This is a genomic window from Streptomyces sp. NPDC057565, assembly GCF_042801455.1.
GTDB lineage: Bacteria > Actinomycetota > Actinomycetes > Streptomycetales > Streptomycetaceae > Streptomyces > Streptomyces yanii.
Map to the genome: position 1 here is coordinate 65,759 of NZ_JBHVFU010000025.1, position 20,006 is coordinate 85,764.

The 20,006-nt window shown below is 68.5% G+C and carries 18 protein-coding genes and 1 pseudogene; 11 read left to right on the forward strand and 8 right to left on the reverse strand.

Annotated features, from left to right (window positions below; translation table 11 throughout):
• Nucleotides 1–116: 116 nt before the first annotated feature.
• Nucleotides 117–1,496 carry an aspartate aminotransferase family protein gene (locus ACFU8W_RS31785; RefSeq protein WP_345514476.1) on the reverse strand — a complete coding sequence of 460 codons (1,380 nt, stop codon included), beginning with the start codon at nucleotides 1,494–1,496 and terminating at the stop codon, nucleotides 117–119.
• Nucleotides 1,481–1,972: an Lrp/AsnC family transcriptional regulator gene (locus ACFU8W_RS31790; RefSeq protein WP_030928325.1), complete on the reverse strand. Its 492-nt coding sequence runs from the start codon at nucleotides 1,970–1,972 to the stop codon at nucleotides 1,481–1,483. Before ACFU8W_RS31790 ends, ACFU8W_RS31785 begins: the two co-directional genes overlap by 16 nt.
• A 178-nt stretch (nucleotides 1,973–2,150) precedes the next feature.
• Between ACFU8W_RS31790 and ACFU8W_RS31795 the strand changes: the two genes are divergently transcribed.
• Nucleotides 2,151–3,590 (forward strand): gamma-aminobutyraldehyde dehydrogenase, encoded by a 1,440-nt coding sequence (locus tag ACFU8W_RS31795; protein WP_345514473.1) that lies wholly within the window; start codon nucleotides 2,151–2,153, stop codon nucleotides 3,588–3,590.
• 182 nt (nucleotides 3,591–3,772) lie between these two features.
• Nucleotides 3,773–4,936, forward strand: a complete 1,164-nt coding sequence (locus ACFU8W_RS31800; protein WP_384044488.1) for a spermidine/putrescine ABC transporter substrate-binding protein — start codon at nucleotides 3,773–3,775, stop codon at nucleotides 4,934–4,936.
• A 494-nt stretch (nucleotides 4,937–5,430) separates the two neighbouring features.
• Here the strand turns inward: ACFU8W_RS31800 and ACFU8W_RS31805 are convergent, their stop codons facing one another.
• A complete protein-coding gene (locus ACFU8W_RS31805; protein ID WP_384044410.1) occupies nucleotides 5,431–6,147 on the reverse strand; it encodes an alpha/beta fold hydrolase in 717 nt (238 codons plus the stop codon).
• A gap of 41 nt (nucleotides 6,148–6,188) precedes the next feature.
• Complete coding sequence (locus tag ACFU8W_RS31810; protein WP_384044413.1) at nucleotides 6,189–7,160, reverse strand: alpha/beta hydrolase; 972 nt, start codon at nucleotides 7,158–7,160, stop codon at nucleotides 6,189–6,191.
• 435 nt (nucleotides 7,161–7,595) lie between these two features.
• Between ACFU8W_RS31810 and ACFU8W_RS31815 the strand changes: the two genes are divergently transcribed.
• Nucleotides 7,596–8,129 carry a hypothetical protein gene (locus ACFU8W_RS31815; protein WP_384044416.1) on the forward strand — a complete coding sequence of 178 codons (534 nt, stop codon included), beginning with the start codon at nucleotides 7,596–7,598 and terminating at the stop codon, nucleotides 8,127–8,129.
• Nucleotides 8,130–8,143: 14 nt separating this feature from the next.
• On the opposite strand, the gene ACFU8W_RS31820 is transcribed toward ACFU8W_RS31815, so the two are convergent.
• From ACFU8W_RS31820 to ACFU8W_RS31830, 3 genes are all read right to left on the reverse strand, one after another.
• A complete protein-coding gene (locus tag ACFU8W_RS31820) occupies nucleotides 8,144–8,938 on the reverse strand; it encodes an SAM-dependent methyltransferase (protein WP_384044419.1) in 795 nt (264 codons plus the stop codon).
• Nucleotides 8,939–8,999: 61 nt separating this feature from the next.
• Complete coding sequence (locus ACFU8W_RS31825; protein WP_384044422.1) at nucleotides 9,000–9,704, reverse strand: glycerophosphodiester phosphodiesterase; 705 nt, start codon at nucleotides 9,702–9,704, stop codon at nucleotides 9,000–9,002.
• Nucleotides 9,705–9,727: 23 nt separating this feature from the next.
• Nucleotides 9,728–10,762 carry an adenosine deaminase gene (locus tag ACFU8W_RS31830; RefSeq protein ID WP_384044425.1) on the reverse strand — a complete coding sequence of 345 codons (1,035 nt, stop codon included), beginning with the start codon at nucleotides 10,760–10,762 and terminating at the stop codon, nucleotides 9,728–9,730.
• Between the two features lie 134 nt (nucleotides 10,763–10,896).
• Between ACFU8W_RS31830 and ACFU8W_RS31835 the strand changes: the two genes are divergently transcribed.
• Nucleotides 10,897–11,625: a DUF4190 domain-containing protein gene (locus ACFU8W_RS31835; RefSeq protein ID WP_384044428.1), complete on the forward strand. Its 729-nt coding sequence runs from the start codon at nucleotides 10,897–10,899 to the stop codon at nucleotides 11,623–11,625.
• A gap of 72 nt (nucleotides 11,626–11,697) precedes the next feature.
• On the opposite strand, the gene ACFU8W_RS31840 is transcribed toward ACFU8W_RS31835, so the two are convergent.
• The gene (locus ACFU8W_RS31840) at nucleotides 11,698–12,258 is read right to left on the reverse strand and encodes an NADAR family protein (protein WP_384044431.1); all 561 of its coding nucleotides are present in this window, start codon (nucleotides 12,256–12,258) and stop codon (nucleotides 11,698–11,700) included.
• Between the two features lie 206 nt (nucleotides 12,259–12,464).
• On the opposite strand from ACFU8W_RS31840, the gene ACFU8W_RS31845 reads away from it, so the two are divergent.
• From ACFU8W_RS31845 to ACFU8W_RS31875, 7 genes and pseudogenes are all read left to right on the forward strand, one after another.
• Nucleotides 12,465–13,979, forward strand: a complete 1,515-nt coding sequence (locus ACFU8W_RS31845) for a gamma-aminobutyraldehyde dehydrogenase (protein ID WP_345514464.1) — start codon at nucleotides 12,465–12,467, stop codon at nucleotides 13,977–13,979.
• A gap of 43 nt (nucleotides 13,980–14,022) precedes the next feature.
• Nucleotides 14,023–15,273 (forward strand): spermidine/putrescine ABC transporter substrate-binding protein, encoded by a 1,251-nt coding sequence (locus tag ACFU8W_RS31850; protein WP_384044434.1) that lies wholly within the window; start codon nucleotides 14,023–14,025, stop codon nucleotides 15,271–15,273.
• 55 nt (nucleotides 15,274–15,328) lie between these two features.
• Nucleotides 15,329–16,480 (forward strand): ABC transporter ATP-binding protein, encoded by a 1,152-nt coding sequence (locus ACFU8W_RS31855; protein WP_345514463.1) that lies wholly within the window; start codon nucleotides 15,329–15,331, stop codon nucleotides 16,478–16,480.
• The gene (locus ACFU8W_RS31860; RefSeq protein ID WP_345514462.1) at nucleotides 16,477–17,409 is read left to right on the forward strand and encodes an ABC transporter permease; all 933 of its coding nucleotides are present in this window, start codon (nucleotides 16,477–16,479) and stop codon (nucleotides 17,407–17,409) included. The genes ACFU8W_RS31855 and ACFU8W_RS31860 overlap by 4 nt, the downstream gene beginning before the upstream one ends.
• A complete protein-coding gene (locus ACFU8W_RS31865) occupies nucleotides 17,409–18,212 on the forward strand; it encodes an ABC transporter permease (RefSeq protein WP_345514461.1) in 804 nt (267 codons plus the stop codon). Before ACFU8W_RS31860 ends, ACFU8W_RS31865 begins: the two co-directional genes overlap by 1 nt.
• A gap of 22 nt (nucleotides 18,213–18,234) precedes the next feature.
• Complete coding sequence (locus ACFU8W_RS31870) at nucleotides 18,235–19,650, forward strand: NAD(P)/FAD-dependent oxidoreductase (protein ID WP_384044439.1); 1,416 nt, start codon at nucleotides 18,235–18,237, stop codon at nucleotides 19,648–19,650.
• Nucleotides 19,651–19,711: 61 nt separating this feature from the next.
• Nucleotides 19,712–19,986, forward strand: a pseudogene (locus ACFU8W_RS31875) (hypothetical protein); the annotation flags it as partial.
• Nucleotides 19,987–20,006 lie beyond the last annotated feature (20 nt).

Here is a 20,006-nt window from a genome sequence, read left to right on the forward strand (position 1 = left end):
GGACCATATGAAATGACCGCTGGAATGCGGTCGGCTGGTGATCAGGCCGGGGTCAATCGGTCAATCGATCCGTGGTCGATCAGCCGATCGACCCGCGGCCCGGATCACCATCCCTCTCAGAGCTTCGTCCAGGCCTCCGTCAGGACGCTCCGGAGGATGCCCTCGATCTCGTCGAACGTCGACTGGTCGGAGATCAGCGGCGGCGCGAGCTGGACGACCGGGTCGCCGCGGTCGTCGGCCCGGCAGTACAGACCGTTGTCGTACAGCGCCTTGGAGAGGAAGCCGTAGAGAACGCGCTCGGTCTCCTCGTCGGTGAACGTCTCCTTGGTGGCCTTGTCCTTCACCAGCTCGATGCCGTAGAAGAAGCCGTTGCCGCGGACGTCGCCGACGATCGGCAGGTCGTGCAGCTTCTGCAGCGTCGTGAGGAACGCGTTCTCGTTGTCCAGGACGTGCTGGTTGAGACCCTCGCGCTCGAAGATGTCGAGGTTGGCGAGGCCGACCGCCGCGGAGACCGGGTGGCCGCCGAAGGTGTAGCCGTGCAGGAAGGTGTTGCCGCCCTCGTAGAACGGCTCGGCGATGCGGTCCGAGACGATGCAGGCGCCGATCGGGGAGTAGCCCGACGTCATGCCCTTGGCGCAGGTGATCATGTCCGGCACGTAGCCGAACTTGTCGCAGGCGAACATCGTGCCGAGGCGGCCGAAGGCGCAGATGACCTCGTCGGAGACGAGCAGTACGTCGTACTTGTCGCAGATCTCGCGGACCCGCTGGAAGTACCCGGGCGGCGGCGGGAAGCAGCCACCGGCGTTCTGCACCGGCTCCAGGAAGACCGCGGCGACCGTCTCCGGTCCCTCGAAGAGGATCTCCTGCTCGATCTGGTCGGCGGCCCAGCGGCCGAAGGCCTCCGGGTCGTCGCCGTGGATCGGGGCGCGGTAGATGTTGGTGTTCGGCACCTTGTGCGTGCCGGGGACCAGCGGCTCGAAGGGGGCCTTCAGGGCCGGCAGGCCGGTGATGGACAGGGCGCCCTGCGGGGTGCCGTGGTAGGCGACCGCACGCGAGATGACCTTGTACTTGGTCGGCTTGCCCTTGAGCTTGAAGTACTGCTTGGCAAGCTTCCAGGCGGTCTCGACGGCCTCGCCGCCGCCGGTGGTGAAGAAGACCTTGTTGAGGTCGCCCGGCGCGTAGTCGGCGAGCCGCTCGGCCAGCTCGACGGCCTTCGGGTGGGCGTATGACCACACCGGGAAGAAGGCCAGCTCCTGGCCCTGCTTGTAGGCCGCTTCGGCGAGCTCGTGACGGCCGTGACCGGCGTTGACCACGAACAGGCCGGACAGGCCGTCGAGGTAGCGCTTGCCCTGGTCGTCGTAGATGTAGGTGCCCTCGCCACGCACGATGGTGGGAACGGGCGCGTTCTCGTAGTCCGACATGCGGGTGAAGTGCATCCACAGGTGGTCGTACGCGGTTCGGCTGAGGTCCTTGCTCACGGCTATCGGGTTCCCCACATATAGGTCTGCTTCTTGAGTTTCAGGTAGACGAAACTCTCGGTGGAGCGCACGCCGGGGATGGCCCGGATGCGTTTGTTGATCGTTTCCAGCAGGTGGTCGTCGTCCTCGCAGACGATCTCCACCATCAGGTCGAAGGAGCCCGCGGTCATCACCACGTACTCGCACTCGGCCATGGCCGACAGCGCCTCCGCGACGGGATCGAGGTCGCCTTCGACATTGATGCCGACCATCGCCTGCCGCCGGAACCCCACGGTGAGCGGGTCCGTGACGGCGACGATCTGCATCACGCCCTGATCGAGCAGCTTCTGGACGCGCTGCCGCACGGCCGCCTCGGAGAGGCCGACGGCCTTGCCGATCGCGGCGTACGGACGACGCCCGTCCTCCTGGAGCTGCTCGATGATTGCGAGGGAGACGGCATCGACCGCTGGTGACGATCCGTTCCCGGTCCTGGAGTCTGCGCTGCGACTGGCCACGCATCCACTGTGCACCGGGACTCGTCTGTCTCGCAACCCTCAATCGATGAAATTCGTTGTCTGAGGGTCCAGATCTCACTGAATCCGAAGTTCCTGGCGGGTGGGTATGTCGAAAGCGTCACCTCTGCGACTAGGCTGGACGTCTCACCCATTGGACGTGTCGACAGGAGGGGTGGTTGTGACCACCGAGGTGCGCCGTCTGCGCAACTACATCAACGGGGAGTTCCGGGACGCCGCGGACGGGCGGACCATCGATGTGGTCAACCCGGCGACGGAAGAGGTCTACGCGACCTCCCCGCTCTCCGGCCAGGCCGATGTCGATGCCGCCATGGACGCCGCCGCGGCGGCCTTTCCCGCCTGGCGCGACACCACGCCCGCCGAGCGTCAGAAGGCCCTGCTGAAGATCGCGGACGCCTTCGAGGCGCGGGCGGAGGAGCTGATCGCCGCCGAGTCCGAGAACACCGGCAAGCCGATCGAGCTCACCCGCACCGAAGAGATCCCGCCGATGGTGGACCAGATCCGCTTCTTCGCGGGCGCGGCACGGATGCTCGAAGGCCGCTCGGCCGGCGAGTACATGGAGGGCCTGACCTCCATCGTCCGCCGCGAGCCGGTGGGCGTCTGTGCCCAGGTCGCGCCGTGGAACTACCCGATGATGATGGCCGTGTGGAAGTTCGCCCCGGCGCTCGCCGCGGGCAACACCGTCGTCATCAAGCCGTCCGACACCACTCCGGCGTCGACCGTGCTGATCGCCGAGATCATCGGCGACATCCTGCCCAAGGGCGTCTTCAACGTCATCTGCGGCGACCGGGACACCGGCCGCGCGATGGTCGAGCACCGGACCCCGGCGATGGCCTCCATCACCGGTTCGGTACGGGCCGGCATGCAGGTCGCCGAGTCCGCCGCCAAGGATGTCAAGCGCGTCCACCTGGAGCTCGGCGGCAAGGCGCCCGTCGTCGTCTTCGAGGACTCCGACATCGCCAAGGCCGTCGAGGGCATCTCCGTCGCGGGCTTCTTCAACGCGGGTCAGGACTGTACGGCCGCGACCCGCGTCCTCGTCCACGAGTCGATCCACGACGAGTTCGTCACCGCGCTCGCCAAGGCCGCCGCCGACACGAAGACCGGGCAGCCGGACGACGAGGACGTGCTCTACGGCCCGCTCAACAACGCCAACCAGCTGAAGCAGGTCAGCGGGTTCATCGACCGGCTGCCCACGCACGCCAAGGTCGAGGCGGGCGGCCACCGCGTCGGCGAGAAGGGCTACTTCTACGCCCCGACCGTCGTCTCCGGCCTGCGGCAGGACGACGAGATCATCCAGAACGAGGTCTTCGGACCGGTGATCACGGTCCAGTCGTTCACCGACGAGGACCAGGCAGTGGAGTACGCGAACGGCGTCGAGTACGCCCTCGCCTCCTCGGTGTGGACCAAGGACCACGCCCGCGCGATGCGGATGTCCAAGAACCTCGACTTCGGCTGCGTGTGGATCAACACCCACATCCCGCTCGTCGCCGAGATGCCGCACGGCGGATTCAAGAAGTCCGGCTACGGCAAGGACCTCTCCGCGTACGGCTTCGAGGACTACACGCGCATCAAGCACGTCATGACCTCGCTCGACGACTGATACCCCCGCAGTGGTGACGGCCCCTCGAATGCATCGCTTCGAGGGGCCGTTCCCGTGCCCGCCCCTGACGGGGCATCGACAGGGTGTGCGGGAGGGGCCCGCTCCGCTGGACGGTTGGTCCATTGTCCGCCGCGTTCCCGGCCGGGCATCCTGCGCAGGTGCGAGCGATCCCGAACAACCTCATGTCCCGCCGGTCCCTGCTGCGCGCCTTCGGGGCGGGAGCGGCCGGTGTCGCGCTGGCCGGCTGCGGAGTGCCCGCCGCCTACGTGCAGCCCGGCGACCGCGCCGGACGCGACTACTCCGGCAGTGATCACACGCTGCACTTCGCCAACTGGCCCCTCTACATCGACGCCGACGACAAGAACGCGTCGAAGCGGCCCACCCTCGACGCGTTCAGCAAGCGGACCGGGATCTCCGTCACGTACACCGAGGAGATCAACGACAACGACGAGTTCTTCGGGAAGATCAGTCCGGCGCTGATGAACCACCAGGAGACCGGCCGGGACCTGATCGTCGTCAGCGACTGGATGGCCGCCCGGTTCGTACGGCTCGGCTGGGTGCAGGAGATGGACCGGGCCAAGCAGCCCAACGTAGCCAAGTACCTCGACCCGCAGTTGCGTTCACCCGCCTTCGACAAGGGCCGGACGCACAGCGTCCCCTGGCAGTCCGGGATCACCGGCATCGCGTACAACCGCAAGAAGCTCGGCCGCGAGATCAGGAGCCTGAGCGATCTGTGGGCGGACGACCTGAGCGGCAAGGTGACACTGCTGTCCGGGCTCGACGAGTCCTTGGCCCTTCTGATGCAGGGCAACGGCGTCGACGTCACCCGCTGGAAGCGCGACGACTTCTACGAGGTGTGCGACCAGGTGGAGAAGCTGGTGAAGAAGAAGCACATCCGCCGCTTCACCGGCAACGACTACATCAAGGACCTGTCGACCGGCGATGTACTCGCCTGCCAGGCCTACTCCGGCGATGTCATCCAGCTCCAGGCCGACAACCCGGAGATCGAGTTCGTGGTGCCCGAAGAGGGTGCCGAACTCTGGGCGGAGTCCCTCATGATCCCCAACCTCGCCCGCCACAAGGGCAACGCCGAGAAGCTGATCGACTACTACTACGAGCCCGAGGTCGCCGCGGAGCTGGCGACCTGGGTCAACTACGTCTGCCCCGTCCCCGCCGCCCGCGAGGTGCTGGCCTCCTCCAAGGACGAGGAGACCGCCGCGCTCGCCGAGGAGCCGCTGATCTTCCCCGACGAGGCGATGCGCAAGCGGCTGGCGATCGCCCGCGACATCACGTCCGAGGAGCGCACCGAGTTCGCGAAGAAGTGGAACTCCATCGTCGGCCTGTGAGCCGCACCGGGGCAGGCCTGCTCGCGAGGCGGTGGGCCCAGCCCCGGGCAGCCGCGTCCGGCGCGGTCTGCGGATGCGGTCCGTGGCGGCCCGGCCGCCACGCCCGCGCCGGTGCCCCGCGTTTCCTCAGGCGCGGACCAGTGGCGTGTCGACCAGGCGCCCGGGCGGGGCAGGGGTTGCCCGCAGGCGCATGCGGTGATGCCTGCCGGCGCACGGTGTCCGGTGTCCCTGCCCGTGCGTTCCCTCACGGGCAGGGACCCGCGCGCCGGCGACCGCCGAGGGCGTCGGCCGGCTCGCACGTGGGGGATTTCCCTCTCGCCCCCTTCGGCCAGCTGAGCCTGCAGGCCCGCGACCCGGCCGTCCCGGCCCCGTGAAGCCGTCGTGTTCCGGCGCGATTCGGCACGCCCGGACCGAACGCCGGTGGGGCGACGACACAGCGAAGCCGCGCGGACGCGCCCAGGGCGATGCGTCCGCGCGGCTGCCCGAGCTCTTCGTCAGCTCGTCGCGCGCACCGCGTCACGGATCAGTTCGGCGACCTCCTTGGGGCGGGACACGGCCACGGCGTGCGAGGCACCCTCGAGCTCGACGATCGTCGCCCCGGCCCGCTCGGCACCGAAGCGCTCGACCTCGGGGTTGATCGCCCGGTCCGCGCCGGCCACGAGCGCCCAGGAGGGCTTGGTCTTCCACGCGGCGGCTGCGGCCTTCTCCTCGAACACGGCGGCCGCCAGCGGGCGCTGCGCCGCGGCAAGGACCTCGGTGACGGCGGTCGGGACGTCCGCGGCGAAGACGGCCGGGAACGCCTCGGGCTCGATGGTGACCTCGACCGCGGGCTCCCTGCCCTCGACGGGGTAGGTCGCCTCCTTCAGGTTGCTGACGAGCGGTGAGAGGGGGAAGCGCCCCTGCAGCTCGCCGAGGCTCTCGCCCTCTTCGAGGGTGTAGGCCGCAACGTAGACGAGTCCGACGACGTTCTCCGCGGTGCCCGCCACAGTGATCAGCGCACCGCCGTACGAGTGCCCCACCAGCACGACCGGACCGTCGATCTGGGACGCCACGGAGGCGACGTACGCGGCGTCCGACACCAGTCCGCGCAGCGGGTTGGGCGGCGCCACCACGGGGATGCCGTGATTCTGCAACTCCGCGATGACCCCGGACCAGCTGCCGGCGTCGGCGAAGGCGCCGTGCACGAGAACGACCGTGGGGGCGGTGGCCATGTCTGTTCTTCTCCTTGGTGAGGTGAGGCAGGGACGCCGTGTCAGCGGCTGTCGAGGGCGGTGCGCAGAGTGTCGACGGCCAGGGTGATGGCGGCCTGGGCGGCGTGGGTCTCGCGCAGGGCGTTGAGCATGACGAAGTCGTGGATGATGCCCTGGAAGCGGACGGCGGTGACGGGGACGCCGGCTTCGCGGAGCTTGTTGGCGTAGGCCTCGCCCTCGTCGCGCAGTACGTCGGCCTCGCCGGTGATGACCAGGGCCGGCGGCAGCCCGGTGAGCTGCTCGGTGGTGGCCCGCAGCGGGGAGGCGGTGATCTGGGCGCGTTCGGCCTCGTCGGTGGTGTACTGGTCCCAGAACCACTGCATGCCGTCGCGGCGCAGGAAGTAGCCGGTGGCGAACTGGTGGTAGGAGCCGGTGTCGAAGTTCGCGTCGGTGACCGGGTAGAAGAGCACCTGCTGCACGAGCGGGACGTCGCCGCGCTCCTTGGCCATCAGCGTCAGTGCGGCGGTCATGTTGCCGCCGACGGAGTCGCCGGCCACCGCGAGGCGGGAGCCGTCGAGGTTCTTGGACGTACCCTGCTGGACGATCCAGCGGGCGACGGTGTAGTTCTGCTCGATGGCGACCGGGTAGCGGGCCTCCGGGGAGAGGTCGTACTCGGGGAAGACCACGGCGGCGCCCGTGCCGACGGCGAGTTCGCGCACCAGGCGGTCGTGGGTGTGGGCGTTGCCGAACACCCAGCCGGCGCCGTGGATGTAGAGGATCACCGGCAGGGTGCCCTGCGCACCGGCGGGCCTGACGATGCGCGCGCGGACACTGCCCGTGGGACCGCCCGGGACAGTGATCCACTCCTCGTCGATCTGCGGCTTGTCGATCTCGCCGGACTGCACCTCGTCGACTGCCTTGCGGCCCTCGGCGGGCGCGAGGTCGAAGAGGTAGGGCGGATTGGCGGTCGCTTCGGCGAACGCGGCTGCCGCCGGCTCCAGCACCGGCTGCACCGGCTCCACAACATGGGACATGTCGAACTCCTGAGGTTCCTGTGGTGTGCCGGTCTCTCCGGCGGGGCAACTGCGCGGCAGACACAGGGTCTGCGGGGTGCCGGTCGCCACCGTAAAACCGCCGGGCCGGGAGGAATATCCCATCAGTGCACCGCATATGACCTCGCAGTGCACGAAAGGCCAGTGCGCTGTCGGCACGCATCCAGTGCACTCCCGGTACACACGGTCGCATCGGCGCCCGTACTGCTCGCGGCGACGTCCGTCGTCGTGCACCGGCTCTCGGCCTCCGGCGCAGCCCGGACCGGGCCGCGGCCCTGAGCCCCCGACAGCTCCGTGCGGCTGGTCCGCTCTGAGGAGCGCACCGAGTTCGCCAAGAAGCGGAACTCCATCGTCGGTCTGTGAAGTCCTGCCGGGGGTGACACGAAGAGTCAGTAAATCCCGGCGTACGCTGCGAACATGAGCGAGCGACATGCCCTGCAGAGGCGTATACGCGTGTGGTTGGTCGTCTTCATCGTCTGTCTGGTACTGAGCGGGCTGACCGCCTTCCCGCTCGTCCACGAACTCCGATGGGTCGAGGAGCTGCTGCGCTCCTCGGCCTCGCCCGTTCCCGAGCACTTCCCCGCCCTGATGGAGTGGATCACCCGCGTCCGGACCGGACTCGACGAGGCCGACGCTAAGTACCCCTTCGTGCTGTACGGCACCGACTGGCTGGCCTTCGCCCATCTGGTCATCGCGGTCGCCTTCTACGGTCCGTACCGCGATCCGGTCCGCAACATCTGGGTCGTCGAGTTCGGCATGATCGCCTGCGCCGGGATCATCCCGCTAGCCCTGATCTGCGGACCGATCCGCGACATTCCCTTCTGGTGGTCGGTCATCGACATGTCGTTCGGCGTCTTCGGGGTGATCCCGCTGCTGATTGTGCACCGCAAGATCAAGCGGCTGGAGGGCATGGAGCGGACACCGCAGTCGGTGCCCGCACCGGCGGTCTGAGTAGGGCGGCGCTGTCAGCGCTTCCGCGCGACCGCGCCGAACTGGGCGACCTGCGTCGCACCGGGTCCGGCGCGCCAGAGGGCGCAGGACACGATGCCCGGCTCGACAAGCTCCAGGCCCTCCAGGAACGTGGCGAACTCGGCGTGGCTGCGGGCGGTGATCGGCGGGGTGGCGTTCTCGTTCCAGAACCGCATCGCCGCCTCGTTGCCCTCGCCGCCCAGCTCCAGGGTGGGGTGGGTGAGGACCAGATAGCTGCCGGACGGCATCGCGTCCATCAGCGTCCCTACGATCTTCCGTGCCTCGTCCGTGTCGAGGACAAAGTTCAGGATGCCGAGCATCATGACCGCGACCGGCTTCTTCAGATCGAGTGTCGGTTCGACGCCCCGCAGGATCTGTTCCGGGTGGCGGGCGTCCGCGTCGATGTACTCGGTCGCACCTTCCGGTGAGCCGGCGAGCAGCGCGCGGGCGTGCGCCAGCACGGTCGGGTCGTTGTCGACATAGACGACGCGGGTGGCGGGTGCGGTGCGCTGGGCGACCTCATGGGTGTTGTCGGCCGTCGGTAGACCGGTGCCTATGTCCAGGAACTGCCCGATCCCTACGTCACCCGTCAGATACCGGACCACCCGCCCCAGGAACGCCCGGTCGGCACGGGCCACTTCACCGATGCTCGGATACATGGAGGTGACATGGTCGCCGACCGCGCGGTCGATGGGGTAATTGTCCTTGCCGCCCAGCCAGTGGTTCCAGACCCGGGCGTTGTGCGCGATGTCGGAACGGACTTGGGCGGGGCTGCGGTGCGGATCGGTCACATCTGCTCCTCGGGCACTTTCGCTCACCGACGATGAGGCACCGCCCATGATGCCGGACAGTTCAAGAAAGCTCAGCGGACCGGGAGTTGGCGAGCAGGCCGTGCAGGGTGTCGACCCGGTTGGTGGTGATCGAGTCGACGCCCTGTTTGATCAGACGGCGCATTGTGCGCTTGGTGTCGGCCGTCCAGGCGGAGACCAGCAGCCCGTCCCGGTGGATACGGTCCGTCAGTTCCCGGCTCACCAGCCCGAACCGGTAGTTCAGCCAGCGCGGTCTCACCACGTCCAACAGGGCGGAGCGCGGCGGGGCGAGTGTCGTCCAGGTGAGGGCGATCTCGGCGGACGGATCCGCGGCGCGCACCCGCAGCATGGCCTCGGGGCCCGCGCAGTAGTACGTACGCTCCGTGGCCCCGCACTCGCGGACCAGGCCGATGGTCTTCCGTACCGACTCGTCGGTCGAGCCGGGCAGATCGAGCATGAGGCGGTGCGCCCCGGCGGCGAGCAGCGCCTCGCGCAGGGTGGGCACACCGCCCGCGGTCAGTTCGGTGAGCTCGTGGTGGGTGAGCCGGTCCAGTCTGCGCTCGTGACCCCACAGCCGCTCCAGCGTGGCGTCGTGCAGCAGGACCGGCACCCCGTCGCGGGTGACCCGGACGTCGAGCTCGACCACGTCCGCCCCCCGTTCGAGGGCGGAGCGGATCGAGGGGAGGGTGTTCTCGCGGACACGGTACGGATCGCCGCGGTGAGCTACGGCGGTGACAGGGGTGGCCATGGGGCCATTGTCACCACCGCTGGTCACCGGCCGGTGCGCCGCAGCCAGTCCGTCGTGTACGTGTCGATCTCGGCGGCCAGCGTCCGCTTGCCGGCCGGGTCGAGGTAGGAGGCCTCCACCGCGTTCTTGGCGAGCGCGGCAAGACCCTGCTCGTCCAGACCGAGGAGGCGGGCCGCCACCGCGTACTCGTTGTTGAGGTCGGTGCCGAACATCGGCGGGTCGTCGCTGTTGATGGTGACCAGGACTCCGGCGTCCACCATCTCCTTGACCGGGTGCAGGTCGAGATCGGTCACGGCGCGGGTTGCGATGTTCGAGGTCGGGCAGACCTCCAGCGCGATCCGGTGCTCGGCGAGGTGGTCGAGAAGCCTGCGGTCCCGGGTGGCGCTGGTGCCGTGGCCGATGCGCTCGGCGCGCAGTTCGGTGAGGGCGTCCCAGATCGTCTGCGGGCCCGTGGTCTCCCCGGCGTGCGGGACGGAGTGCAGCCCCTCGGCGATCGCCCGGTCGAAGTAGGGCTTGAACTGCGGGCGGGGCACGCCGATCTCCGGACCGCCGAGCCCGAACCCGACGAGGCCCTCCGGCCGCAGGTCCACCGCGAGCCGGGTGGTCTCCGCGGCGGCTTCCAGCCCGGCCTCGCCGGGAATGTCGAAGGTCCAGCGCAGGACGACGCCGAGCTCGGCCTCGGCGGCCTTGCGGGCGTCCTCTATGGCCTCCATGAAGCCCTGCTCCGGGATGCCGCGCCGGGTCGAGCTGAACGGGGTGACGGTCAGTTCCGCGTACCGGATGTTCTGGCGGGCCATGTCACGGGCGATTTCGAAGGTCAGCAGCCGGACGTCCTCCGGGGTGCGGACCAGGTCCACGACGGAGAGATAGACGTCGATGAAGTGGCCGAAGTCGGTGAAGGAGAAGTAGTCGGCCAGCGCCTCCGGGTCGGTGGGGACCTTGGAGTCCGGGTGGTGGGCGGCCAGTTCGGCGACGATGCGGGGCGAGGCGGATCCGACATGGTGGACATGCAGTTCGGCCTTGGGCAGCCCCGCGATGAAGGGGTGCAGATCGGTCATCGGATCCTCCGGGGGGCATGACGTGGAGCGGCCCGGGCACGGGACGGCCCGGTGTGGGACGGGGATCATCGTAGGCCGGAGCGGCAGGTGCCGGGGCGGGCCGTAGCATGACGGGACCACGATGGGGGAGGCCCATGTCAGAGAACACAGAGCAGCCCGCGGACGGGGCTGTGCCACGCGATCCGTGGGCTCCGCCGGACAACAGGGTGCCGCTGGAGAAGCAGACCGGTGACCCGCGCCCGCCCGCTGTGCACGACCAGCAGACGGTCACCTCGATGCCGGCCACAGGAGCGGGACCGGTGCCCACGGCGGGGTTCGGCGCCGCACCGGGAACCGGCCCCTTTGCCGCACCGGGGACGGGCCCCTTGCCCGGAGCGGGACAGGCGCCCGGGGACGTTCCGCCGCCGCCGATCGCGCCGAACGGTCCCGGGCAGCAGGTTCCTCCCGCAGGACAGTACGGATACCCGGCCGCATCCGTTCCGCAGTACGGCGGTTATCCCGGATACCCTGGCTACGGCCAGGCGCCCTGGGGCGGACCGGCGCCCGCGAACGGGCTGGGTATCGCGTCGATGGTGCTCGGCATCATCGCCGTGGTCGGCTTCTGCATGTGGGGGTTCGGGGTCATCCTCGGCGTCCTCGCGCTGATCTTCGGTCTCATAGGCCGTGGCCGGGTCAACCGGGGTGAGGCGAACAACGGCGGCGTCGCGCTGGCCGGAATCATCCTGGGCTCGCTCGGCATCGTGATCAGCGGAGCGTTCCTGGGCTTCCTGATCTGGGGTCTGGCCCACGACTTCAACAACGACGACAGCTACCCGTACGACGACACGTACGGAACGTCCCTGGTCGTGGACGGCACGCGATAGAGGCGGGAAAGCCGCTGCACAGAGTACGGCCCGCGGGGCGGTGGGGAGAACCCCGACCGCCCCGCGGGCCTTTCACATCGCGTCGGGCACCGCGCGCAGCCGTGTCCGTGCCTCCATGAGGGCGAACCCCAGCAGATTCAGGCCCCGCCAGCGTGCCGGGTCCTCCGCTCGCGGGTCGTCCGCCGCCATTCCGATGCCCCAGATCCTGTCCAGGGGGCTCGCCTCGACCAGCACCCGGTCCCCGGTGTTCAGCAGGAACGCGCGCAGCCCGGCGTCCTGGCCGAACTTGTGGACGCTGCCCGCCACCACCAGGGCGAATCGCTCCCGCTCCCACACCGTTTCGTCGAAGGCGCGGACCAGCCGGCCCGCCTTCTTCGCCGCCGCGGGGCTGCTCGCGGACAGTGCACGGCGCTCCGCCTCCACGTCGCCGAAGAGCCGCGCCTTGCCAGCCATCATCCAGTGCTCGGCCGACGCGTACGTCACCCCGTCGACCGTGAACGGCGAAGGCCACCACTGGCTGAGGCAGCTCGCGCCGATCCGCCCGTCCGGTCGAGGGCGGTGTCCCCAGAAGGCCAGGTACTTCACTTTCTCCCCGCGACGGGTCCGCGCCACCAGCTCGTTCAGGTGTTCCATGACATGCGAGTGTGGCATCCGCCACTGACACTCCGTACGTGGATTTCCGCGGTGACGCGACACATGGTCGACAGATTCCGTTGCGTAACCAAAAGGCAACAACGGAATCACTTGTTGGGCTCAGTCTCCTCTGTCAGGATCGGCACTCAAATCGAGCAGAAGCTACGCCGCCCCGGTTCACGGAGACAGCGGCGGAGGAGAGCGTCATGGGCAACGGCTTCCACGTGCAGGACCGCTTCGCGGCCGGCGCGCAGTACATCGGCGGAAAGCTGCGCTCCGGCACATCGGGACGCAGCCACGACGTCGTGAATCCGGCTACGGGCGAGACCGTCTACACCTACGAACTGGCGGGCCCCGCCGATGTCGACGCGGCCGTCGCGGCCGCCCGCGAGGCGTTCCCCGGCTGGTCGGGTGCCACCCCGGCCGAGCGGTCCGAGGCGATGCACCGGTTCGCCGCCGTCCTCGCGGAGCAGGCCGACGACTTCGCGTACGCCGAGTCGCTCCAGTGTGGCAAGCCCATCAAGCTCTCCACCGAGTTCGACGTGCCCGGCACCGTCGACAACACCTCCTTCTTCGCGGGCGCCGCCCGCCACCTGGAGGGCAAGGCCGCCGGGGAGTACGACGGCGACCACACCTCGTACGTACGCCGCGAGGCCATCGGTGTCGTCGGCTCGATCGCTCCCTGGAACTACCCGCTCCAGATGGCCGCCTGGAAGATCCTCCCGGCGGTCGCGGCGGGCAACACGATCGTGCTGAAGCCCGCCGAGATCACCCCGCTGACCTCGCTGATGTTCGCCCAGGCGGCCACCGAGGCGGGCATCCCGGACGGTGTGATCAACATCGTCACCGGCGCGGGCAAGGACGCAGGCGAACACCTCGTCGGCCACCCGGACGTCGTGATGACCTCCTTCACCGGCTCCACCGCCGTCGGCAAGCGGGTCGCGGAGATCGCCACCGCCACCGTCAAGCGCCTCCACCTCGAACTCGGCGGCAAGGCCCCCTTCGTGGTCTTCGACGACGCCGACCTGGAGGCCGCGGTCAACGGCGCCGTCGCCGGAGCGCTCATCAACACCGGCCAGGACTGCACCGCCGCCACCCGCGCCTACGTCCAGCGGCCGCTCTACGACGCCTTCGTCCAGGGCGTCGCCTCGCTGATGGAGACCGTCCGGCTCGGCGACCCCTTCGACCCGTCGACCGACCTCGGCCCGCTGATCAGCCACGCCCAGCGGGACCGGGTCGCCGGCTTCGTCGAGCGCGCCCGTGCGTACGCCACCGTCGTGACCGGCGGTGAGGCCCCCGGCGGGGACCTCGCGGACGGTGCCTACTACCGGCCGACGCTCGTCGCCGGCGCCGCCCAGGACAGCGAGATCGTCCAGTCGGAGATCTTCGGCCCGGTCCTGGTCGTGCTGCCCTTCGACACCGACGACGAGGGCATCGCCCTCGCCAACGACACCCCGTACGGACTCGCCGCCTCGGCCTGGAGCCGCGACCTGTACCGGGCGGGCCGCGCCACCCGCGAGATCAAGGCGGGCTGCGTCTGGGTCAACGACCACATCCCGATCATCAGCGAGATGCCACACGGCGGATACAAGGCCAGCGGCTTCGGCAAGGACATGTCGGTGTACTCATTCGAGGAGTACACGCAAGTCAAGCACGTGATGTACGACAACACCGCGGTCGCCCGGAAGGATTGGCACCGCACGATCTTCGGGGACCGATAGCCGGGCCGGACAACGGCCACACCCACCCGAAAGGGCAACGCGCATGGAGCAGTACGAGCCGGAGCACCTCTCCGCGGTCCAACTGGCCGCGATGCGGCGCAGTCTCACCAATGGCAGGGGTGCTCTCACCCGCCGTTCGTTGCTGCGCGCCTCCGGCATGGGGGCGCTCGCAATCGGCGGACTGGGCACGCTGAGCGCGTGCGGCATCCCGCCCGCGAAGCGGGAAGGGGACGCAGCGGCGGCCTCCGACGACCACTCGGCCAAGGAGAAGCAGATCAACTTCTCCAACTGGACCGAGTACATGGACGTCACCGATGACGGCAAGCACCGGCCCACCCTGGAGGCGTTCACGAAACGCACCGGGATCAAGGTCAAGTACACCGAGGACATCAACGACAACGTCGAGTTCTTCGGCAAGATCAAGCCGCAGCTCGCGGCCGGCCAGGACACCGGCCGCGACATCATCAACGTCACCGACTGGCTGGCCGCCCGCATCGTCCGCCTCGGCTGGGCGCAGAAGCTCGACGCGTCGAACCTGCCGCACGCCTACGCCAACCTCTCGGCCCAGTTCCGCTCCCCGGACTGGGACCCCGGCCGCGCCTACTCGTACCCGTGGGCAGGCATTCCCACCGTCATCGCCTACAACTCCAAGGCGACCGGAGGCCGCAAAGTCGATTCCGTCAGCCAGCTGCTCGACGACCCGAAGCTCAAGGGACGGGTCAGCTTCCTCTCGGAGATGCGTGACTCCATCGGCATGACCCTGCTCGACATGGGCAAGGACCCCGGCACCTTCACCGACGCCGACTACGACGCCGCGATCGGCCGGCTCCAGAAGGGCGTCGACAAGAACCAGATCCGGCGCTTCACCGGCAACGACTACACGGCCGACCTCGACAAGGGCGACATCGCCGCCTGCGTCGCCTGGGCGGGCGACATCATCCAGCTCCAGGCTGGAAACCCGGACATCAAGTACGCCATCCCGGCCGCCGGTTACATCATATCCAGCGACAACCTGCTCGTCCCGGTGAAGGCCCGGCACAAGACCAATGCCGAGAAGCTCATCGACTACTACTACGAACCGTCGGTCGCCGCCCAGCTCGCCGCGTACATCAACTTCGTCTGTCCGGTCGACGGAGTACGCGACGAACTGGCGAAGATCGACCGGTCGATGGCCGACAACGTCCTGATCCTTCCCGACAAGCAGATGGCGGCCAGATCGCACGCCTTCCGCTCGCTGACCTCCAAGGAAGAGACGGCGTACGAAGAGAAGTTCGCCAAGCTCATCGGCGCCTGACCGGCCCGCCTTTCCTTCCCCCGATCTCCCCCTGACACCACTGGGACTGCGACCCATGACACAGCAGCAGACAGAAGGCGGCGACGTCCGCCTCACCGGGATCAGCAAGACGTACGGTTCCTTCAAAGCCGTCCAGCCGCTCGATCTGACCGTTCCGCAGGGCTCCTTCTTCGCCCTGCTCGGGGCGTCCGGCTGCGGCAAGACCACCACCCTGCGGATGATCGCCGGGCTGGAGGAGGCCACGACCGGCACCATCTCGCTGGGCGGCCGGGACATCACCGACCTCCCTCCGTACAAGCGGCCCGTCAACACCGTCTTCCAGAGCTACGCGCTCTTCCCGCATCTCGACATCTCCGAGAACGTCGCCTTCGGTCTGCGTCGGCGCGGCATCAAGTCGGTCAAGAAGCAGGTCGACGACATGCTGGACCTCGTCCAGCTCGGCGACTTCGCCAAGCGCAAGCCGCACCAGCTCTCTGGCGGCCAGCAGCAGCGCGTCGCCGTCGCCCGCGCCCTGATCAACCACCCGCAGGTGCTCCTGCTCGACGAGCCGCTCGGTGCCCTCGACCTCAAGCTGCGCCGCCAGATGCAGCTTGAGCTCAAGCGCATCCAGACCGAGGTCGGCATCACGTTCATCCATGTCACCCACGACCAGGAGGAGGCCATGACCATGGCCGACACCGTCGCGGTGATGAATGCGGGCCGCGTGGAACAGCTCGGTGCTCCCGCCGATCTGTACGAGAATCCGAAGACGACGTTCGTCGCCAACTTCCTCGGCACCTCCAACCTCATCGAGGGCGAGATCACCGAGGCCGGCGAGGACATCCTGGTCGGTGCGGGCGGCATGACGCTGCGGCTGCCCGCCGGGAGGTGTCAGGCCCCCGCCGCCCGTGGCGGCAGGCTGCTGCTCGGCGTCCGTCCGGAGAAGATCTCCCTTGCCCACGCCGACGACGCGGACTCCATAGCCGCCGGACGCAACCGGGTCACCGGCCGGATCATCGACTCCAGCTTCATCGGTGTCTCCACGCAGTACGTGGTGGAGAGCCCGGCCGCCAAGTCGCTTCAGGTGTACGAGCAGAACATCGAGCGCGACACCCGGCTCACCCCGGGAGCCGAGGTCGTCCTGCACTGGAACCCCGCGCACACCTTCGGCCTCGACGCGGCCCAGGACATCGACGCCGGCGTGGAGACGGTGGAGGACGCGACGTGACCGTCACCGAAGCGCCGCCCGCGCCGCCCACCGACCCCGCCGAACTCACCGTACGCAAGGCCTCGACCCGCAAGCGGCTCGTCCCGTACTGGCTGCTGCTCCCCGGCATCCTGTGGCTCGTCGTCTTCTTTGCGCTGCCGATGGTCTACCAGGCGTCGACCTCCGTACAGACCGGATCCCTGGAGAAGGGATTCGAGGTCACCTGGCACTTCCAGACCTACTGGGACGCGCTGTCCGAGTACTACCCGCAGTTCATCCGGTCCCTGCTGTACGCGGGCACCGCGACGATCCTGTGCCTGCTGCTCGGCTACCCGCTCGCGTATCTCATCGCGTTCAAGGCGGGCCGCTGGCGCAACGTGGTGCTGGTGCTGGTCATCGCACCGTTCTTCACCAGCTTCCTGATCCGTACGCTCGCCTGGAAGACGATCCTCGCCGACGGCGGTGCGGTCGTCGACGTGCTGAACACCCTGCACGTCCTGGACGTCACCAGCTGGCTCGGCTGGACCGAGAGCAACCGGGTGCTGGCCACACCGATGGCGGTGGTCTGCGGTCTGACGTACAACTTCCTGCCGTTCATGATCCTGCCGCTCTACACCTCGCTGGAGCGGATCGACGGCAGGCTGCACGAGGCGGCCGGCGACCTGTACGCCACCCCCGCCACCACCTTCCGCAAGGTGACGTTCCCGCTCTCCATGCCGGGCGTCGTCTCCGGCACGCTGCTGACCTTCATCCCGGCCAGCGGTGACTACGTCAACGCGGAACTGCTGGGCTCCACCGACACCAAGATGGTCGGCAGCGTCATCCAGACCCAGTTCCTGCGCGTCCTCGACTACCCGATGGCGGCCGCGCTCTCCTTCATCCTCATGGCGGTCGTCCTGCTGATGGTCACCGTCTACATCCGCCGCTCCGGGACGGAGGACCTGGTCTGATGTCCGTACTGCGCTGGCTTCGCCGCCATCTGATCGTCATCGCGGGTCTGCTGACCCTCGCGTACATGATCCTGCCGAACATCGTCGTCATGGTGTTCTCCTTCAACAAGCCGAACGGGCGCTTCAACTACGCCTGGCAGCGCTTCTCACTGGACGCGTGGAAGGACCCGTGCGGCGTCGCCGACATGTGCGGCTCGCTCTCGCTCTCCCTCCAGATCGCCACCTGGGCGACGATCGGCGCGACCGCGCTCGGCACGATGATCGCCTTCGCGCTGGTCCGCTACCGGTTCCGGGCGCGCGGCGCGATCAACTCGCTGATCTTCCTGCCGATGGCGATGCCCGAGGTCGTCATGGCCGCCTCGCTGCTCACGCTCTTCCTCAACATGGGTGCGCAGCTCGGCTTCTGGACGGTCCTCATCGCCCACATCATGTTCTGCCTGAGCTTCGTCGTGACAGCGGTCAAGGCGCGCGTGATGTCGATGGACCCGAGGCTGGAGGAGGCGGCCCGCGATCTGTACGCGGGTCCCGTGCAGACGTTCCTGCGGGTGACCCTGCCGATCGCCGCCCCCGGAATCGCGGCGGGAGCGCTGCTCGCCTTCGCGCTCTCCTTCGACGATTTCATCATCACCAATTTCAACGCGGGCTCGACCGTGACCTTCCCCATGTTCGTCTGGGGTTCGGCACAGCGCGGCACTCCCGTGCAGATCAACGTCATCGGCACGGCGATGTTCATCATTGCCGTTCTGGTGGTTGTCGCCGGCCAGCTGATCGCGAACCGGCGAAAGAACAGCGCACGACCCTGAAGTCCTGAAGGAGTTGGAAACCATGGCCCCAGCTGCCATGCGTACTGCTGCACAATCACTCTCCGACGCCCGGCCGGTCTCGTTCTGGCTGGACGACCCCGGCAGGCCCGACGCGCTTCCCGCGCTCACCGGTGACGAACACTGCGATCTGCTCGTCATCGGCGGTGGATACAGCGGACTGTGGACCGCGCTGATCGCCAAGGAACGCGACCCGGAAAGGGACGTCGTACTGATCGAGGGGCATGAGGTGGGCTGGGCCGCCTCGGGCCGCAACGGCGGATTCTGCGCCGCCTCCCTCACCCATGGCCTCCCCAACGGCCTGGAACGCTGGCCCGACGAGATCAAGAGGCTGGAGGAGCTGGGCGAGCAGAACCTCGACGCCATCGAGGCGGCTGTCGCCCGCTACTCCATCGACTGCGAATTCGAGCGCACCGGCGAAATCGATGTCGCCACGGAACCCCACCAGCTCGAAGAACTCCGGGAATGGCATCGGGAAGCGGAGGAACTCGGCTTCACCGGAGTGGAATTCCTCGATCAGGACGCACTGCGCGCGGAAGTCGACTCACCGACATTCCTGGGTGGGCTCTGGGACCGGCGCGGGGTCGCCATGCTGCACCCCGCCAAGCTCGCCTGGGGGCTGAAGCGGGCCTGCCTCGATCTGGGCGTACGGGTGTACGAGCACACTCGGGGCCTCGAACTGGCGAGGACCGCCACCGGGATGGCGGTCCGCACGCCGTACGGGAAGGTCCTCGCCCGGCGGGTCGCGCTGGGCACGAACATCTTCCCGTCACTGGTGAAGCGGGTGCGTCCGTACACCGTCCCGGTCTACGACTACGCGTTGATGACCGAACCGCTCACCGCCGAGCAGCTCGCCTCCATCGGCTGGAAGAACCGGCAGGGGCTGGGCGACAGTGCCAACCAGTTCCACTACTTCCGGCTCTCCGCGGACAACCGGATCCTGTGGGGCGGCTATGACGCGATCTATCCGTACGGTGGCCGGCTGAGCGCCGATCTCGACCAGCGGCCGGAGACGTTCCTCAAGCTCGCGGGCCAGTTCTTCGACTGCTTCCCGCAGTTGGCCGGGGTGCGTTTCAGCCATGCCTGGGGCGGCGCGATCGACACCTGTTCCCGCTTCTCCGCCTTCTTCGGTACAGCCCATCAGGGGCGGGTCGCCTACGCCGCCGGATTCACCGGGCTCGGTGTCGGAGCAACCCGGTTCGGCGCCGATGTGATGCTCGACCTGCTGTCCGGTGAAAGGACCGAGCGGACCGGTCTGGAAATGGTGCGCACCAAGCCGATGCCGTTCCCCCCGGAGCCGTTCGCCTGGGCCGGGATCGAACTCACGAAGAGGTCCCTGGCCAGGGCGGACAGCAATGGCGGGCACCGCAATCTGTGGCTGCGGACGATGGATCGCCTGGGGCTCGGCTTCGACAGCTGACCGGGACGTTCGCGGCCTTGACCGGCCGGGGGTGGAGGCGGCAGTCGAGTGATTTGCATCGGTGGCACCGGATCCGGACGTCTGCCGGTGGGAAAGGGAGCGCAATCCCGACGGGATTGCGCTCCTTCCTGCTTGCGGGCGCTGGGGCGTACTGAGCCTTCCGGGGAGTTCGGCTGTCCGACGCTCGACCTGCTCACCCGTCTCATCGACCGGTCGGGGCCGGTCCTCTCCGATTTTCGGCGACGCCCGATGGGCTTCATCGTGCCGTACCCGCGGCGGGCCACCGGGGAGGCATGGGTGTCGGCGGCGGATGAATGCGGAGCGGCGGGGGCGGGGTGGTGCCAGAGGTCTTGACA

Excerpts from the sequence above, each read along its gene's own strand:
- ACFU8W_RS31870 (WP_384044439.1), top strand. The coding sequence starts at position 18,235 with ATGGCCCCAGCTGCCATGCGTACTGCTGCACAATCACTCTCCGACGCC.
- ACFU8W_RS31835 (WP_384044428.1), top strand. The coding sequence starts at position 10,897 with ATGTCAGAGAACACAGAGCAGCCCGCGGACGGGGCTGTGCCACGCGAT.
- ACFU8W_RS31855 (WP_345514463.1), top strand. The coding sequence starts at position 15,329 with ATGACACAGCAGCAGACAGAAGGCGGCGACGTCCGCCTCACCGGGATC.
- ACFU8W_RS31865 (WP_345514461.1), top strand. The coding sequence starts at position 17,409 with ATGTCCGTACTGCGCTGGCTTCGCCGCCATCTGATCGTCATCGCGGGT.
- ACFU8W_RS31800 (WP_384044488.1), top strand. The coding sequence starts at position 3,773 with ATGTCCCGCCGGTCCCTGCTGCGCGCCTTCGGGGCGGGAGCGGCCGGT.
- ACFU8W_RS31805 (WP_384044410.1), bottom strand. The coding sequence starts at position 6,147 with ATGGCCACCGCCCCCACGGTCGTTCTCGTGCACGGCGCCTTCGCCGAC.
- ACFU8W_RS31810 (WP_384044413.1), bottom strand. The coding sequence starts at position 7,160 with ATGTCCCATGTTGTGGAGCCGGTGCAGCCGGTGCTGGAGCCGGCGGCA.
- ACFU8W_RS31845 (WP_345514464.1), top strand. The coding sequence starts at position 12,465 with ATGGGCAACGGCTTCCACGTGCAGGACCGCTTCGCGGCCGGCGCGCAG.
- ACFU8W_RS31840 (WP_384044431.1), bottom strand. The coding sequence starts at position 12,258 with ATGGAACACCTGAACGAGCTGGTGGCGCGGACCCGTCGCGGGGAGAAA.
- ACFU8W_RS31830 (WP_384044425.1), bottom strand. The coding sequence starts at position 10,762 with ATGACCGATCTGCACCCCTTCATCGCGGGGCTGCCCAAGGCCGAACTG.
- ACFU8W_RS31815 (WP_384044416.1), top strand. The coding sequence starts at position 7,596 with ATGAGCGAGCGACATGCCCTGCAGAGGCGTATACGCGTGTGGTTGGTC.
- ACFU8W_RS31825 (WP_384044422.1), bottom strand. The coding sequence starts at position 9,704 with ATGGCCACCCCTGTCACCGCCGTAGCTCACCGCGGCGATCCGTACCGT.
- ACFU8W_RS31850 (WP_384044434.1), top strand. The coding sequence starts at position 14,023 with ATGGAGCAGTACGAGCCGGAGCACCTCTCCGCGGTCCAACTGGCCGCG.